Below are 16469 nucleotides of genomic sequence, written 5' to 3'. Positions count from 1 at the left end.
TTAAACATGTTTGGCATAGAGTTGTAATAGTTTTTCCTGAGCACTGTAGCTGCCGCTGGTCAGCGGCTTATAATTGCCATCGGCCTGCATTTCCCAGGTACTGGAGTTATCCTTCAGATAGTTTTTAAATATTTCCTGTTTAATCCGTTTGCGGCATCCCTCATCAAGGATGGGAAACATAATCTCAATACGGTTATATAAATTGCGCTCCATCAGGTCGGCGCTTGCACAATACAAGCGCTCAGAATCCTCGGTACGAAAATAATAAATGCGATGGTGTTCAAGGAAACGGCCAACAACAGAAAGCACGCGGATGTTATCGGAAATACCAGGGATGCCTGGTTTAAGGCAACAAACGCTGCGAACCAGTAAATTAATTTTTACTCCGGCCTGTGAAGCACGGTAAAGGGCTTTTATCATTGTTTTGTCAGTCAAGCCATTTACTTTGATATTAATTTCAGCTTCTTTACCTTCTGATGCGGCCTGATTGCATTCTTCGATTAACTGAAGCAGATTTCGCTGCAGAGTAAAAGGAGAATGGCATAATGCTTTGAGCTTGATGGTTCGTCCAAGGCCTGTGAGTTGTTGAAAAATAATTTGTGTATCAGCAGTAATCGTTGGCTCGCTGGTTAATAAACCAAAATCAGTATAATGTTTTGCTGTTTGCTCATGGTAATTGCCAGTACCTAAATGGACATACCGTTTTAATTTCCCATGCGCCTTGCGAACGACCAGTGTCATTTTGGCATGCGTCTTATAGCCAACGACACCATAAAGTACTAATACACCGGCTTCATGCAAGCGGTTGGCGAGTTTCAGGTTGGATTCCTCATCAAAGCGGGCGCGCAATTCAATCACGGCAGTCACCTCTTTTCCCGAGCGCGCAGCCTCCACTAATGCTTTTACCATGATTGATTCTGAATGGGTACGATAAAGGGTTTGCTTGATGGCCAGGACATTAGGGTCAGCAGCAGCCTGGCGGACAAAGTCAATGACCACCTCATAACTCTGGTAGGGGTGGTGTAATAAGATGTCCTGCTCATCAAGTACGCTAAAGATAGAACGCTTATGGCCCAATGCCTCAGGATACTGAACAATAAAAGGGGGGTAGCTTAAATCAGGCCGTTCAATGCGGTTAATCACCGAGGAATAACGCTGCAGATTCACCGGGCCATCACAATAATAGGTGTCTTCATGATGAAGGTGATGCTTTTGCAGCAGGAAATCGACAATACTGCCTGGGCAACGTTTATCGACTTCAAGGCGGACTACATGCCCATAGTGGCGGGAAAACAACTCACGCTGCACGGCCACGGCCAAATCTTCTATCTCTTCCTCGCGTAAGAATAAATCGCTGTTGCGGGTTAAACGAAAAGGGTAGCAACCGCTTATTTCCATGCCTGGAAATAAGCTATGGATATGCGTTTCAATGATGGAAGACAGGTAAACAAAATGGGAGCTGCCTTCTGTACGTAGCTCTGAGGGCAGAGGAATCAGGCGAGGCAAGGAACGAGGAGCATGAACCACCGCATAGTCAATGTTACGATCAAACGCATCCTTGCCGCGCAGAGAAATAATAAAATTGAGGCTTTTATTAAAAAGACGTGGGAATGGATGGGCTAAATCAAGGGCGATAGGGCTGACAATCGGTAAGATTTCATTTTTAAAATAGTGCTTTGCCCATAGATGAATATCGTCGGTCCATTCTTCAGTTGCCAGGAAATGAATATTTTCTTTTTTCATTGCTGGCAGTAATTGCCTGTTAAAAATATGATACAGTTCATCGCTCAGCTGGTGAACTTTTTTACTTAGCTGAGTGAAGATTTGATCAGCATGCAAGCCATCAATGTACATCTTTTGTGAAGCCAGGGCCATTTTTTCCTTCAAGCCTGCAACGCGAATTTCAAAAAATTCATCAAGGTTGCTGCTGCATATACAAAGAAAGCGCATCCGCTCTAAAAGTGGTACGCGCTCATCTTTGGCAAGTTGCAGGACTCGCTCGTTAAAGGCTAAGGCCGTAAATTCCCGGTTGATATAATATTCCGGGTTATCCAGTTGATCATTCAAGCCAAGACTCCAAAAAAAATAGCTGGTTGCTAAAGCTAGGTTAGTGCACCTTCTTATTCCAGGCAAGCCTTGCCATGATTAAGCTATTTATTGAACAAGGAAAAAGCAAATTCCTATGAAAGCAATAAACCCCCAGAATGGGGAAAGTTGCAGATAAACCAAACCCAGGAAGAACAAAACACAAGCAATGACGGCAGAAAGGGAATAATAGGTTGCAACCACGCCTTGTGCGATGGAGAAAGAGGCTGCTGCCAACAGTGCCAAAGCCCCGTATTGAACTGCAACCATGATTTTATGGGCCATTGGTCCGTTATGGCTGTTTAAAATCTGGTAACCGATTACTGCCAGGATGAGCCCTGGTAAATTCAGGCAGGCAACAGCGAGGATTAGCCCGCTCATTCCCGCTGCCTTATAACCAATCAAGGCGGCTAACTTAACTGCGGTCAGGCCGGGAAACAGGAACGTTGAACCCACCATGCGTATGAATTCTTCCTGGCCTATCCAGTGGCGATAATTGACTGCCTCATACTCCAGCAGCTTTAACATCGAATTGCCGCCACCTAGTGAAATAATGCCAATTTTGCCGAAACTCAGGCTGATAGCCAGTAATGTTTTAATCATGAGGTGAACGTTTGTTTAAGAAAATTAACATAGTTGCAGGAAACCTGAGAGGCGAGCAAGTGTTTTGTTATCTGCTCAACCAGTTGTTGTGACCATCCTTCAATGCAGGCGCTAAAATAAATTTTATTGGCGATTTGAAGTCTTGCCAATTCAAGCTTGACGGCAGGAGTGCTGGGGAACTTGTAGATTAAGGCACATTTATCGACTGCAATCTCAACACCTTTTTTTTGTAGATGACTTAATAATTGTTCCCTGGTCAGCGATGGGGTGCCTGGCAATGGTTGCTTGTCAGGGTGCTCTGCCAGTTTAATTTTTTTACCATAACCTTGACTCTGCCTTCCCTCTCTTAACAATGGTTTGTAGATTAATTCGTTGCGTCGCCGTTTAATATTGTAATGCTGGTCAGGGAGTAGAAAATAAACGTCCTGACGATGTTTTACCTGGTAATTCCCTATATCAAGAAGCTTCTCATCAAGCCCTTGCAAGGTAATAATTTGCTCCCCTGGCCAGAAAAATCGTGCCTCCCACTTTAGCTCATCCTTACTGTCTTTGGGCAAAGCGGAGACAGTAAGGCTATTATGCTCATTGATTTCAAAATTCCACACCAGGCGTTTATTCATTATGGTAATAGGTAAAGTAAAAGTGTTACGCTAAATAATTAATATTAGCAAAGCAATATTTTACTTACACTAACTAATTGTTAATATTTATTTTCTGTGGATAATAGCTGAATTTCACCCTGATTATCTGTCATTCGCATCAGGATGCATCAATCAGAGTGGTTATTCTCTGATACCATAGGTTATTCAAAGGCAAAGGAAGGGACTGGTATGGCTACACTTTTATTTCTTGTATATCTCGCATTTACCTTGACGGTGCTGTATCGCCGCTTAAATCCGTTAATCTGGGAAATAGGCAGTGCAATCTATTTGCTGATTGCGACCTTTTTTGTCGGCATGCATTGGCTGCCCGGAATATTAATCTGGTTAGTGGTTATTGGCACGGTAATCGTTCTCCGTGTCGATGCGGTGAGAGATGCTATCAGTGATTTTTTGTTCGCGCGGTTGGGTAATTCGATCCCCAAGCTTTCAAAAACCGAAGAGGAAGCGTTAAATGCAGGAGATACCTGGTTGGAGAAAGACATATTTACCGGATCGCCTGATTGGGAGCGATTGGCTAATATTTCAACCGTACTGACTGCAGAAGAGCAGGCTTTTGTTGATAATGAAACCCAAACTTTATGTGACATGCTTGATGAGTGGAAGATAAGCCAGGCCAGCGATTTATCAGATGAGGTGTGGAATTACATTAAGGAAAACGGCTTTTTTGGTCTGGTGATCCCCAAGGAATATGGCGGCAAAGGCTTTTCTGCACGCGCTCATTCAGATATCGTGATGAAAATTGCCAGCCGTTCGGGCGTTGCAGCGGTTACGGTGATGGTACCCAACTCATTAGGCCCAGGTGAGTTGCTGACTCATTATGGAACTGAAGAACAAAAAGCCCAGTATCTGCCAAATTTAGCGAAAGGATTGGATATTCCCTGCTTTGCCCTGACGGAACCTGGCGCAGGAAGCGATGCTACATCAATCCAATCTGAAGCCATCGTACTCAAAAAGAAAGTTGGTGATAAAGAGATTCTTGGCCTTAATGTCAGCCTGAATAAACGCTGGATCACCTTAGCGCCTGTTGCCACCTTAATTGGCCTGGCGGTTAATTTGAAAGATCCGCAAGGTTTATTGAAGGGAGAGGGCGAGGAAGGAATAACCTGCTTGTTGATACCGCGTGATACGGAAAATCTTGAAATCGGCAATCGGCATTTACCGGCTTCTCAGCCATTTATGAATGGCACCATACGAGGGAAAGATATTTTTGTCCCTATTTCCACTATTATCGGCGGGCAAAAAAATGCCGGCCACGGCTGGCAGATGCTGGTTGAATGTTTATCAATTGGTCGTTCAATTTCCTTGCCTGCATTGGGCGCTGCTTCTTCTACTATTGCTTATCTAACCACCGGTGCATTTTCCAGAATTCGTCGCCAGTTCAATACAGAAATAGGGCAATTTGAGGGGGTGGAAGAAAAGCTTGCAGAAATTGCCGGCCTGAATTACCTGGCGAATGCTACGCGCCTGCTAACCGTAGCGGCGGTGAATGAGCACAAAAAACCTTCCGTAGCTTCAGCAATGACAAAATATTTTAATACCGAGTTTGGCCGTATCACCATAAATAATGCCATGGATGTTCATGCCGGTCGTGCTGTTGTAGTAGGCCCCCGCAATTATTTAACCAGTTGCTATCTGGGGATCCCGGTTTCAATTACTGTCGAAGGGGCTAATATTATGTCCCGTAACCTGCTAATTTTTGGACAAGGCTCGATGGCTTGCCATCCCTTTGTTCGCGATGAATTCTATGCCGTTTCCCGAGATGATAAAATGGCATTCAGGCAATTAATCTGGAAGCATATTTATTATTTCATGCATAATTTTGCCAAAGGGCTTTGCTCTGGATGGACTGCCGGTCTTTTAATTAATGCTCCTCGTAGCGCTTTAAAGCGGGAGTATCAGCGTCTGGCCCGTTTGAGTCATGCTTATGCCTGGCTTGCTGATTTATCTCTCATTTACCTCGGGGGGGATTTGAAACGCAAGGAGCGGTTGTCAGCAAGGCTCGCCGATGGGATGTCCTACCTCTACATGGCTATGGCAAGCCTTCGATATTATCAACAAAATGAAGAACATGAAGATCAAAAGCTGCATGCCAAATGGGCAGTGACTTATTGTTTCTATCAGGCTCAGAAGGCCATGCTCTCTTTCTGCCGTAATTTCCCCTCAAAGCCACTTGGTTTTTTAGTACGGGTATTATTATTTCCTTTCGGCCAAACCATGCATTACCCTGGCGATAGGCTTGATCATCATTTGGCTCAATTAATGATGCGCAACAACCATTACCGAGATGGCATTAAACAGTCGATTTATTTAAGCGGTGATGCGAAACAGCCCATAGACAAGATGGAGCATGCACTGCAGCTGTTAATTAATCATGGGGATCTTTATCGCAAGATTAAGGATTTAAAACGCTTTAAGTTTGATGCTTTAAAAGAGCAGTTGGCAATTAAGGTGGGCAAGGGTGAACTGACTCAACAGGAAATGGATACCTTAATTGCTGTTGAAAAAGCACGCTGGGATGCAATACAGGTTGATGAGTTTTCTTTCGAGTCAATGAAGAAGAAATCTTTTGCTTCAGTGACCGATATGCTCCCTAATCCGCTGGATTAATTAACCACAGACAGGGTAATTTTAGTCAGATTATCGTCTCTTATTTTATTAAAATTTTACTTTCTCTTAACGATTAGACAGCATTATTCCTCTCGGTCAAACGAGGGGAATTTGCTATAATCATCTAAAACTTATTGACAAAAGACTAAAGAGGTCTTCAACTGAAAGTCTTGAGTGTTTCCTCTTGGTAATCAGGAATGAGAGAATATTATGCCGCGTTCAAGAGTTATTAGCAGTAAAGAGAATAGTCCCTTGCCGACGAAAGAGATGTTAATCCAATGTAAGGAAGTTGCTGCCGCCACCAAAGAAGCGGCTGACTACTTGCTTACAAGATTTGAACAAATATTAAAGGCACATGGACTGGTTGATAAAGCCAGGTCGGCGTTGGCTAATATTGAAGAGTTCGCTCATAGGGTTGGTCTGCAGCTTGACTCAAGAAATAATCCCTGGACTGGCAAAACCAGCCCGCTCTCCACGTTCCAGAATTTGCAGCAAAATAGCGCCGCAGAGGCGGTAAGAAATGTTGCCTCGACGGTCAATGGCGCTATCACGATGGATTTTGCTGTTAGCGATGAATCTCAATTTGTAAGAGGCTATTCTACGGGGGGTAAATCTGTCACTGATGCTAAAGCAGTTAATGACCTGGACACCCTTTTTAACAGCTGGCTTGCAAAAAATAATATGATTAATCAACGTGTTGACGGACATAGTGTGATCTATAAAACAAACGAGCAGGGCCAGGTTCTTTATGATGACAGCAGAGAGCCGGTGAAGGCTGACCCTGCCGAATTGAGAGAATTGATTACTGACAGTAACCAGGGAATACAAAAGTTCCTGCAGCAGCTACAAGGAGCAAATAACTCAGTAGAGGTCAATCCCCAATCCCATGCTTATCCGACCCCCAAAGCTGAAGTTGCAGAAACGCCAACGGTTGAAGCTAAGGGACCGCAACGTAATGAAGAGGCGCCTGAGGCGACGGGCTACCGCAGTCCTTCTTCAGGTGGTTGATAATTCAAGGCAATCAGGCAAGGTATTGGCAAAAGACAGTCTTTCTGGAGAACCGATGTCTGCCCATATGCCCTGAAAAAGCTCGCCTTGAGCGAGGTTTTCTTTAACCAGCTGGCGTATCAGTGGGGTTACGGAGTATCTTCCTGCCTGACTCTGCTGAAAGGCCTCCGGATGATAGCAGGCGATGCCAAGATAAGTATAAACTCTTTCATTAGTGAGTTGCTGGTTAAACAAACCAAAATCGCCCTGGCGGTTATGTTGCGGGTTGTTAGTCAGTACCAGCTTGACAAGTGCATCATCAGCCATGTTCAGGGTACTAAAATCGTAGTGGGTAAAAATATCAGCATTGATGGTCATAAAGGGTTCTTTGCCCAGTAAAGGTAAAGCGTTGACTATTCCGCCGCCAGTTTCAAGTCCGCCAGGTGGCTCAGGAGAATAGCATATTTCCACTCCCCATTTTTTTCCATTGCCCAGGTGACGACGTATTTGCCCGCCGAAATAGGCATGGTTAATGACAATACGTTCAAAACCGCAGCGTGCCAGCTTTATCACATGGTATTCAATAAGCGGTTTGTTATGTACCTGGCACAATGCTTTAGGAATTATATTGGTTAGGGGTTTTAATCGTTCCCCTCGGCCAGCGGCCAGGATCATTGCAGTTTTCATGGCAGGTGAACTCTGTTTTGCATGAAATGGTAGAAGGGTTGTAATTCGTTATAGCGCTCAAGGCAAGCCAATATATAGTGAAGAGTTAGCGGTAAATCCTTCAGGTAATTCGCCTTATTATCTCGCAGGTACAGGCGTGCAAAAACACCAAGTATTTTCAAATGGCGCTGGAGTCCGCATAAATCAAACCCACCAATAAAATCCTTTATCGTCCATTGCTGGGCTATTGATGAGTGTTGATAGAAATGTTCAAGCCAAAAGATGACTTGCTCATGCGGCCACTGGATATAACAATCCTTAAGCAAAGACACCAGATCATAGGTGAAGGGTCCGCGCATGGCATCCTGGAAGTCAATAACACCTAGTTTTATTTTGCCACTCTCATGAAGTAGCATAAGGTTGCGTGAGTGATAATCGCGATGAATAAATACCTGCGGCTGCATTGAAATTTGATTGCTGAGCCAGTTAAACGTCTCGTTTAAGAGGTTTTCTTCCCCGGGGTCAAGCCGAATTTCCAAATAGGCATGAAGAAACCACTCTTTAAAGATAGCAAGTTCCTGCAGCATGAATTGCTTATCAAAGGCAGGCAATCGGTTGAGACTGGGGACAGGGCATTGCTGCATGGTGAGCAGAACATCCATTGCTGCTGTGTATAATCGGCTGGCAGTCCCGGTTGACAGTTTGCCAAGTAGCAGCTCATCACCTAAGTCATCCAGGATTGCAAATCCTTGTTCTTTGTCAACGGCTTGTATCCTCGGAACATCGATGCCCAGCTGGATCAGCAATTCATTGACTGCCAGGAATGACTCCAATGATTCTTTCTCAGGGGGGGCGTCCATAACAATCTGGCTGCTATTATGGGTATGGAGGCGAAAATAGCGTCTGAAGCTGGCATCCCCTGCTAAAGGGGTGAGAGTAAATCGGGCTTGCGCGAATAGTTCGCCTAACCATTTGTTAAGTGCGTTTTGCCGATTTTGCATGTTATACTCCCAAGCCTTAATTTACCGCGTACAAAATGTGGATTTAACTATTGTACTAATTAATTATCGTGCACCCTTTGTGCATGTGCATCATAAGGTATTTTGGTGACGCTGAACATTAGGTTTGCTATTAATAAAATAATTTCTCATCGTTATCTTTTTGCGAGCATGCTTGCTGTAGTCAGTGCGGCTGTCGGCACGTACCATAAGATAAGCTATGCTTCAGGCGTATTGGTCGTTGAACCAGTAAAAGCCTGCGTCATTGCCCGCGATGTGGATTTAACCGATGCTATTCGCGCCCGGTTTGCAGATTGTTTAGGGTGGCAGGTAGCTGAGGCTGACATCACATCGCTTTGCCATGGCCATTATCAACCGATTACCATCACGCCGTTAGCAGGAGAAGGTGAGGTGCGGATCATGGCTGATGAAGTCTCTTTTTACACGCAAGGCCGTTCGCGGCTGACTGGCAATGTGGAGGTGCAGGAGGCCGAGCGGGTGGTAAGTGCACAGACAGCCTATGTTTACCGCGATGCAAAATCAAACAAGGTCACTAAAATTGAACTGCTGGGTGAGGTTCACTACATGGAACCCGAGCGCTTGATGCTTGCCAGAAAAGCAACCATTTACCCGCAGGACAAGTCGGGAAAAGTCGAAGATGTGTTATACCGTTTTAACTTTCAACGGCACGGTGCTGTTTTACCTGCCTGGGGTCGAGCAAGCCTTATCGAGCGTTTTGCTAATAAGGATTATCGTTTGGAAAAAGCCACTTACAGCAATTGCGCTCCCCAGGATAAGGCATGGCAGATTGAGGCAGAACGAATTACATTGGATGATGCCAAGGCGACAGGGGTTGCCCGTCATGCCAAACTACGCATTTATGACTGGCCTGTACTCTATGCCCCCTACTTCAGTTTCCCCACCTCCCGAGAGCGTAAATCCGGATTTTTAATGCCGGTATTTGGTTCTTCCAATATCGGTGGTTTTGATTATGCACAACCTTATTATTGGAATATCGCCCCCAATTACGATGCAACAATAACCCCTCACCTTTATTCACGCCGCGGTTTGATGATGGAAGGGCAGTTTCGATATTTAACCCCTTATTCATCAGGAGTTTTTAATGGGCGTATTCTCCCTGATGATCAAGCCTTTAAAAAATATCTTTTCGATCAAGAGGTGCTATATCCCCGACTAAAAGGACTGTCTGACAACAGATGGTCTTTTCAAATGTTAAATAACACCCAGTTGCTGCCTAATCTGCATTTGGGGATTAATTTCCAACAGGTTTCTGATGATTATTTCCTTCAGGATTTCAGCAGTAATCTGGCAGTGTTAACCGAGCGTCAATTATTGCGTGAGGCTAAATTAATCTACACTACTGATCATTGGTTACTTCGAGGTATGGTACAAAGCTACCAGACCTTGCATCCCGTTAATCAAACGCCGATAGAGGATGTTTACCAACGGCTGCCTCAGCTTATGGCAAATGGAACCTATAGTGACCTGCCTTTGAATGGCAATCTATCCATCCTGGGACAATTCGACAGATATCAGTGGCCTGTGAATACCTCAGTGAAACCACAAGGATCTCGCTATCATTTAAATCCAGTCCTGGCACTGCCGCAAATCAAGCCTTGGGGATATATTACCCCTTCGGTAGAGGTTGTGGAGAATTATTATGGCATCGGTAATAATAATTACGCTTCTTACAATGATAGTAATCCAATCAATAATTACGGTTTTCCCTTGCAGACTAATAACAGGTCTCAGCAATTTAACCGTACTATTCCCCGCTATAGCATTGATAGTGGTTTATATTTCGAGCGTTCTCTTCCAGTATTTGGCAAGTCCTTTACCCAAACCCTGGAACCGCGGCTCTACTATCTTTATGTCCCCTATCATGATCAAACACCCATTCCGGTTTTTGATTCTGGGTATATGATATTTAATTACGATCAATTATTTCGTAAAAACCGCTTTTCTGGCTTTGATCGTATTGGGGATGCGAATCAGGTTGCCTATGCATTGAGCTCTCAGTGGTTGTCGGAGGAAACAGGAGAGCAGAAAGCCAGTTTCTCTATTGGGCAGCTGCGTTATTTTGCCAACAGGCGGGTGAAATTATGTCAAAGCAGCGCCGGTTATTGCGTGGATAATCCCCTTGCTCTGGGCTATTTGCCACCGGATACAGACTATTCACCTGTTACAGCACGAGCCTTGTATCGCTTTAATCCTGCCTGGGTTCTGACAGGGGATTATATTTGGAATGTCAGCAGCAATTCGACTGATAATGCCCATCTTAATTTCCATTATGAACCGGAGTTAAATCATATTGTTAACATTGGTTATTCTTACCTTGCCAATGGGGATATCACCAAGGTGGCGTTTAGCAATGTGCAAGACAATGCCCTCAATCAGTTAAGTTTTTCTTATGCCTGGCCTTTTAATGAACAATGGAGCAGTTTGGGAGCCTATAACTACAACATTAGCAAGCGCTATGAGATGTTGTCCTTGCTGGGTGTACAATATGACAGTTGCTGCTGGGCTGTGCGTTTAATGGCTGGGCGAAGCTTCCAAAGTCTGGATTCTCAGGCTCGGCCAAGGTATAACAATAATGTCTTTTTTCAGATTTTATTAAAAGGGCTTGGCTCTGCAGGCAACAGCGATCCATCGAGTACTATTAATACTTTTATTCCTGGTTATCTGGATACTTTTCATAATAGTTAAGGCGAGTTGAGCTAAATTGATGAAAGTTGCTTTTAATTTGATTAAAATACCCAATCTTGCAAAAGGGTTAACAGGGGAAATTATATGCTAAAACGAATAGCATCTTTAACATTGCTTTTATCGGTATTTACCATGGCAGAAGCACAACCTTTGGATAAGGTGGTAGCCATTGTAAATGATGGGGTTATCACGGAGAGTGAATTAAATACCCAGGTGGAAACCTTAAAACAGCAGCTTGAAGCAAAGCATATGCAGCTGCCGCCTGAAAAAGTGCTGCGCAAACAGGTGTTGCAACATCTTATTGATGTTGATTTACAATTACAGTTAGCAAAACAAAATGATATCACTATAGATAATACTGATTTGAATGACGCTATTGCCAAAATTGCCGCAGCGAATGATTTGTCCGTTACCCAGTTGCGAGAAGAAATAACCAGGCAGGGATTAACCTGGCAGACTTATAAAGAAAATATACGCAAGGAAATGCTAATCAGCCGTTTGCAGCAAAAAGCAGTGGCCAAGGATCTAAGTATAACTCCTGAACAGGTGGAAGATTACTTAAAAACCGTTCAGCAGGATGAGAAAAAGCAACAAACCTACCATTTGCAAAATATTGTGGTTCCATTACCTGAGGAACCTACTACTGAACAACTAAAGAAAGCACGTCAGAAAGCAATGGAATTACTCGCCAAGGTTAAACAGGGAGAGGATTTTAGTCGTCTGGCCATTGCTGAATCCAGTGGTGAATTTGCCTTGGAAGGAGGCGACTTAGGGGAGCGTCATCTGGCGGAATTACCTGAGGTGTTTGCCACGCAAGTGGTTGCGATGAAGGTCGGCCAGGTGGCAGGGCCAATAAGAACAGGTAATGGGTTCCAGCTTATTAAATTGATCACGGTAGGTGGCGGGGACAGTCAGCATCATGAAGTAGTTAAGACCCATGTGCGTCATATCTTATTGAAACCTGATACCAGCATCACCTCCGGAGAGGCGAGTAAGCAGGCATACAATTTATACCAACAGCTGAAATCAGGCAAGGATTTTTCCCTGTTAGCCAAGCAATATTCACTGGATGCGGCAAGTGCTGTCAAAGGAGGGGATTTGGGTTGGGTTAATCCCGGAGAGTTGGTGCCGGAATTTGAAAAGGCCATGGACTCCTTGCCTGCCCATAAGGTTAGCAAACCGGTGAAATCAGTTTTTGGCTGGCACTTAATTGAGGTATTGGAACGTAAAAAAATAGATGATACGGAGTCATTTAAACGACAACAGGTCAGGCAGTTTTTACAGCAGCGAAAATTTACTGAGGCTGTGCAGAACTGGCAACAGCATTTGCGCTCAAATGCTTATATCAGTATTGTTGATAAGGAATTGGCATGAAGCCACTGCTTGTTAGCAGTGGTGAACCTGCGGGAGTCGGGCCTGACTTATGCCTTGCTCTCGCTGCCTATAAGTTACCAGTAGTAATTTTAGCGGATAAAGCTCTCCTTATTCAGCGTGCCCGGCAATTGCGGCTGGATGTCAATTTTTTAGATTATCAGCCTGATTTGCCCTTAAATCAAAAACCTGGATACCTGACTGTTCTTTCTCTTCCTTGTAAGGCTGAAGTCATAACCGGAAAATTAGATCCATTAAACGCGCCTTATGTTGTTGATATGTTAACGCTGGCAGCAGATAAATGTTCTCAGGGCGAATTTGCAGGTCTTGTCACAGCGCCTGTCCATAAGGCTGTAATTAATCAGGCAGGTATTGCGTTTACTGGCCATACTGAATTCCTGGCGGCGCATTGCAAGACAGAAACAGTGGTGATGATGTTGGCAACTGATTCCATGAAAGTAGCCTTGGTCACTACCCATCTTCCTTTAAGAGCAGTGGCTGATACCATTTCTGTATCTTTGATTGCTAAGGTAATTAGCCGACTCAATGAGGCGCTAATCTCTCAATTTGGTATCCATAATCCACGTATCTATGTTGCGGGTCTGAACCCACATGCAGGGGAGGGGGGGTATTTGGGACGGGAAGAAATCGAAATTATAAATCCTGCCCTCAGTGTACTAAAGGATAAAGGGATCAATCTAGACGGTCCCTTTCCGGCGGATACCTTATTTACTCCTCATAATCTGAAGCGTTGTGATGCCTTTGTTGCCATGTACCATGATCAAGGGTTGCCTGTGTTAAAATATTCAGGATTTGGTTCAGCGGTAAATGTCACCTTAGGCCTTCCCATTATCCGTACTTCAGTGGATCATGGAACCGCATTAGAGTTGGCTGGTACTGGATTGGCAGAAACAGGAAGTTTATTGGCTGCAGTGAGGATGGCTGAATCTATGGCAAAACGAAAGGAAAGCAGATGCCGATAATTAGTTTGATTGCTGCAATTGATGAGAATTATGGCATAGGGAAAGATAACCGTTTGCTTTGCCATTTACCAGCAGATTTGCAGCACTTTAAAACCATAACCATGGGTAAACCAATTATCATGGGTCGAAAAACGTTTAACTCTATAGGCAAACCTCTGCCTGGTCGCTTAAATATCGTGTTAAGTCGTCAAGAAAGGAAGCTTGAAGGGGTAAAACTGGTTAGCTCTTTAGCGGAGATCTTGACTTTAACAGCGGATGTGCCAGAAGTAATGGTGATTGGTGGCGCCACTCTCTATGAGCAGACCTTGTCTCTGGCTTCGCGGATATACTTGACGCTAATTCATCATCAATTTGAGGCCGATGTTTTTTTCCCAAAGTTGGATAAAGACATTTGGAGTTGTAAAGAAGCGATTTTTCGACCTCGAGATGAAAAAAATAAGTTCGATATGACCTTTTGTCGATATGAGAAAGAAAGCAAACGGGTGCCATAAAAGATATTATCCTCATGCCTTTTATGGCTGTGTTGGATGCTAATTGCACTGAATACGGTTAAAGCGGTCTATGCGGCAGTTTTTTCCACAACGGCTTTCATTATAATTATTAATGACACAGTTTTCGCTGCGTCGGTTTGCGCAGATGACTTTAAGGGGAGTTTTTACGCAGCCATAGCCACAAGTAATGGTGCCAAAATTATCAGCAAGACATTGCTGGTCTGGCGAAGAGGCGCAGCCAACCCGATTAATTGACTGTATGCAATTATAGCCACAGGCCATTTGTCCAAAGCGGCCGTGAATGCACTGCTGTTCAGCTTGATGCCGATGGTGATGTCTTCCTGCCCTTTCTTTGGTTAAGACCTGATAATTATCGGTAATGATTTCCTGACCCGCGTAGGAAATATTACAATGATTATATCCAGGCCAGGTTTTTCCGGGTTGCTTGCTTCCCTTGAAAAAAACCTGGCATAAAAACAAAGGCGTACCATCAGCCTCTTGTCCCACAGGCATGGCCATACCGCCATTATTTTGCCAATAGCTACCTCTGAACCTATCCTTGAGGGGGACTTCAAATTTATCGACAATATATTCCTTACCACCGTAAGGAACGTTACAACGACCATAGCCTTCCCAGGTTTTGCCGGGCTGAGTGCTGTTGAAAAGCCTTGCTGTACATAAATACAAGGGTTTTCCATTGGTATCTGTTCCTGTCCTTAATGCATTGTTCAAGGAATTATATTGTTGATGATAATAAGTATTGCTTGCCCAGGTTGATTGTAGAGAAAAAACGACTAGCATAATACAGGCAGTGCGCATATATAATCCTCAGGAAGTTAATTATTTGCGCAGATAATAGCTTAGTCCTTAGCTATAATTCAACGTCTGGCAGTTGATTCTTGCATCGGTTACCATGAATACTGCAATCAACCAACAGCAAAGAGAGAGATATGACTGATTTGGCCCGCGGGATCATCAAGATTAAAGGCTTTTCTGATCCGGAAATGGAGTTCCAATTACTCCGACAATTAGGCTCTACGGCCTATGGAGGTGCCTCTGTGGGAGAATGCTTTGCTATGGCTGATGAAATTCAGGAAGGTGAGCCAGAGACTTGGGTAAAAGCGTTTGCAAAGTGGGGGAATAATCAACAACAAGAAGCAATTGCCAGAGCAGCAAAGAATCATGCGCTAAGTGCTTACGAGCAATTCCTTAAAGCAAGTAATTCGTTCCGTGCTGCTGAGTACTACAGTCCTTGGCAAAAAGAAGGGCATCGTAAATTAGGCTTGCTTTCCAGAGCGTGTTTTCAGCAGGCAATGGCCTTTAGCAAGCATTATTTTGAATCATTCACCTTCAACCTGGATGGGGAAATAATTCCTGCCTACCTTATCTGCCCTTATAAAGAGAGGACTCCTAAAAAAACCATTATTATTGTTAGTGGTTTTGATGGCACCATGGAAGAAGAATATTGCATGCGGGGAATTGCCGGACTTGAGCGCGGGTATAATGTGATTTTAATGGCAGGTCCGGGGCAGATGGATACTGCTAGATTAAATGACGGCTCTTGTTTTAAGCCGGATTATGAAAAGCCATTGGCCTTGGTTATTGATCAATTGGCGCATAGACAAGAAATAGACCACAATAAATTGGCACTTTGCGGTATTAGCTTTGGCGGCTATTTTGCGACAAGAGCAGCTTGCTTTGAGCCTCGTGTTAAAGCGCTGATTGCTAATTCACCTATTGTTGACCTCTACGCTTATATGAGCGCGTTTAGTGGCATTGACCCTCTGAAGGATATTCCTGATACGGACGATTTTTCCATTGAAGATCTGGCTTATATTCCAGAACAAGAAATGTCGAAACAACTGAAGGCTCAGACAGAAAGTCTGATTAGCCGATTTGGTCAGAAAACATTTAAGGCAACATTTAGGTATTTGCAGGAATTTAAAGTCGAAGAGATGCTAGACAGAATCAAATGTCCAACATTGGCATTGATCGGCGAGGCAGAAGGCAGGGAACCTGAAAGACAAAGTCGTCAATTTGTAAAAAAGACAAATGCCGCGGAATATAAGTTTAATGATACTACCGGGGCAAGCACTCATTGTCAGGTAGGTAATCCAGTATTGGCTAATGCTATAATGTATGACTGGTTAGACGAGCAATTCGAATAAAAGGACAATTCACAAAAAAACAAAAAAAGTGTTTGACAAGGGAGTTGAGATGAGTAGAATACGCATCACGCCTTCGGGGCGGGTTCATTAAGAAATAGAAGACAAACTGTGTGGGCGCTTT

The 16469-nt window shown here is 44.0% G+C and carries 13 protein-coding genes; 7 read left to right on the top strand and 6 right to left on the bottom strand.

Going from position 1 to position 16469, the window contains the following annotated elements:
* The 3 genes from ppk1 to E1O65_RS09590 form a co-directional block, all read right to left on the bottom strand.
* Entirely contained in the window at nucleotides 1–2067 is a 2067-nt protein-coding gene (gene ppk1 / locus E1O65_RS09600) for a polyphosphate kinase 1 (RefSeq protein ID WP_133133390.1), read from the bottom strand.
* An 87-nt stretch (nucleotides 2068–2154) separates the two neighbouring features.
* Nucleotides 2155–2688 carry a chromate transporter gene (locus E1O65_RS09595; protein ID WP_133133389.1) on the bottom strand — a complete coding sequence of 178 codons (534 nt, stop codon included), beginning with the start codon at nucleotides 2686–2688 and terminating at the stop codon, nucleotides 2155–2157.
* Complete coding sequence (locus tag E1O65_RS09590) at nucleotides 2685–3293, bottom strand: hypothetical protein (protein ID WP_242601575.1); 609 nt, start codon at nucleotides 3291–3293, stop codon at nucleotides 2685–2687. Before E1O65_RS09590 ends, E1O65_RS09595 begins: the two co-directional genes overlap by 4 nt.
* A 225-nt stretch (nucleotides 3294–3518) precedes the next feature.
* On the opposite strand from E1O65_RS09590, the gene E1O65_RS09585 reads away from it, so the two are divergent.
* Together E1O65_RS09585 and E1O65_RS09580 are read left to right on the top strand one after the other, a co-directional pair.
* Nucleotides 3519–5957 carry an acyl-CoA dehydrogenase gene (locus E1O65_RS09585; RefSeq protein ID WP_133133387.1) on the top strand — a complete coding sequence of 813 codons (2439 nt, stop codon included), beginning with the start codon at nucleotides 3519–3521 and terminating at the stop codon, nucleotides 5955–5957.
* 210 nt (nucleotides 5958–6167) lie between these two features.
* The gene (locus tag E1O65_RS09580) at nucleotides 6168–6965 is read left to right on the top strand and encodes a hypothetical protein (protein ID WP_133133386.1); all 798 of its coding nucleotides are present in this window, start codon (nucleotides 6168–6170) and stop codon (nucleotides 6963–6965) included.
* Here E1O65_RS09580 and murU read toward each other — a convergent pair.
* Nucleotides 6954–7631, bottom strand: a complete 678-nt coding sequence (gene murU / locus E1O65_RS09575) for an N-acetylmuramate alpha-1-phosphate uridylyltransferase MurU (protein ID WP_133133385.1) — start codon at nucleotides 7629–7631, stop codon at nucleotides 6954–6956. The two genes, E1O65_RS09580 and murU, sit on opposite strands and share 12 nt — an antisense overlap.
* Complete coding sequence (locus E1O65_RS09570) at nucleotides 7628–8611, bottom strand: phosphotransferase (RefSeq protein ID WP_133133384.1); 984 nt, start codon at nucleotides 8609–8611, stop codon at nucleotides 7628–7630. The genes murU and E1O65_RS09570 overlap by 4 nt, the downstream gene beginning before the upstream one ends.
* Nucleotides 8612–8779: 168 nt before the next feature.
* Between E1O65_RS09570 and E1O65_RS09565 the strand changes: the two genes are divergently transcribed.
* From E1O65_RS09565 to E1O65_RS09550, 4 genes are all read left to right on the top strand, one after another.
* Entirely contained in the window at nucleotides 8780–11335 is a 2556-nt protein-coding gene (locus E1O65_RS09565) for an LPS-assembly protein LptD (RefSeq protein ID WP_133133418.1), read from the top strand.
* An 84-nt stretch (nucleotides 11336–11419) separates the two neighbouring features.
* Complete coding sequence (locus tag E1O65_RS09560; protein ID WP_133133383.1) at nucleotides 11420–12709, top strand: peptidylprolyl isomerase; 1290 nt, start codon at nucleotides 11420–11422, stop codon at nucleotides 12707–12709.
* Nucleotides 12706–13689: a 4-hydroxythreonine-4-phosphate dehydrogenase PdxA gene (gene pdxA, locus E1O65_RS09555; RefSeq protein ID WP_133133382.1), complete on the top strand. Its 984-nt coding sequence runs from the start codon at nucleotides 12706–12708 to the stop codon at nucleotides 13687–13689. Before E1O65_RS09560 ends, pdxA begins: the two co-directional genes overlap by 4 nt.
* Entirely contained in the window at nucleotides 13680–14180 is a 501-nt protein-coding gene (locus tag E1O65_RS09550; RefSeq protein ID WP_133133381.1) for a dihydrofolate reductase, read from the top strand. Before pdxA ends, E1O65_RS09550 begins: the two co-directional genes overlap by 10 nt.
* Before the next feature lie 39 nt (nucleotides 14181–14219).
* Here the strand turns inward: E1O65_RS09550 and E1O65_RS09545 are convergent, their stop codons facing one another.
* A complete protein-coding gene (locus E1O65_RS09545) occupies nucleotides 14220–14999 on the bottom strand; it encodes a DUF3421 domain-containing protein (RefSeq protein ID WP_133133380.1) in 780 nt (259 codons plus the stop codon).
* A gap of 131 nt (nucleotides 15000–15130) precedes the next feature.
* On the opposite strand from E1O65_RS09545, the gene E1O65_RS09540 reads away from it, so the two are divergent.
* Nucleotides 15131–16348: an alpha/beta hydrolase gene (locus E1O65_RS09540; RefSeq protein ID WP_133133379.1), complete on the top strand. Its 1218-nt coding sequence runs from the start codon at nucleotides 15131–15133 to the stop codon at nucleotides 16346–16348.
* The last annotated feature ends 121 nt before the right edge of the window (nucleotides 16349–16469 follow it).

The sequence above is a fragment of the Legionella sp. W10-070 genome, assembly GCF_900640175.1.
In the GTDB taxonomy this organism is placed as follows: domain Bacteria; phylum Pseudomonadota; class Gammaproteobacteria; order Legionellales; family Legionellaceae; genus Tatlockia.
This window is presented reverse-complemented; position numbering and strand designations above follow the sequence as displayed.

Bases quoted from the DNA above. Each gene is read 5' to 3' on its own strand.
- E1O65_RS09585 (WP_133133387.1), top strand. From the start codon at position 3,519: ATGGCTACACTTTTATTTCTTGTATATCTCGCATTTACCTTGACGGTG.
- E1O65_RS09580 (WP_133133386.1), top strand. From the start codon at position 6,168: ATGCCGCGTTCAAGAGTTATTAGCAGTAAAGAGAATAGTCCCTTGCCG.
- E1O65_RS09550 (WP_133133381.1), top strand. From the start codon at position 13,680: ATGCCGATAATTAGTTTGATTGCTGCAATTGATGAGAATTATGGCATA.
- E1O65_RS09570 (WP_133133384.1), bottom strand. From the start codon at position 8,611: ATGCAAAATCGGCAAAACGCACTTAACAAATGGTTAGGCGAACTATTC.
- E1O65_RS09545 (WP_133133380.1), bottom strand. From the start codon at position 14,999: ATGCGCACTGCCTGTATTATGCTAGTCGTTTTTTCTCTACAATCAACC.
- E1O65_RS09560 (WP_133133383.1), top strand. From the start codon at position 11,420: ATGCTAAAACGAATAGCATCTTTAACATTGCTTTTATCGGTATTTACC.
- murU (WP_133133385.1), bottom strand. From the start codon at position 7,631: ATGAAAACTGCAATGATCCTGGCCGCTGGCCGAGGGGAACGATTAAAA.
- E1O65_RS09565 (WP_133133418.1), top strand. From the start codon at position 8,780: ATGCTTGCTGTAGTCAGTGCGGCTGTCGGCACGTACCATAAGATAAGC.
- E1O65_RS09595 (WP_133133389.1), bottom strand. From the start codon at position 2,688: ATGATTAAAACATTACTGGCTATCAGCCTGAGTTTCGGCAAAATTGGC.
- E1O65_RS09540 (WP_133133379.1), top strand. From the start codon at position 15,131: ATGACTGATTTGGCCCGCGGGATCATCAAGATTAAAGGCTTTTCTGAT.
- pdxA (WP_133133382.1), top strand. From the start codon at position 12,706: ATGAAGCCACTGCTTGTTAGCAGTGGTGAACCTGCGGGAGTCGGGCCT.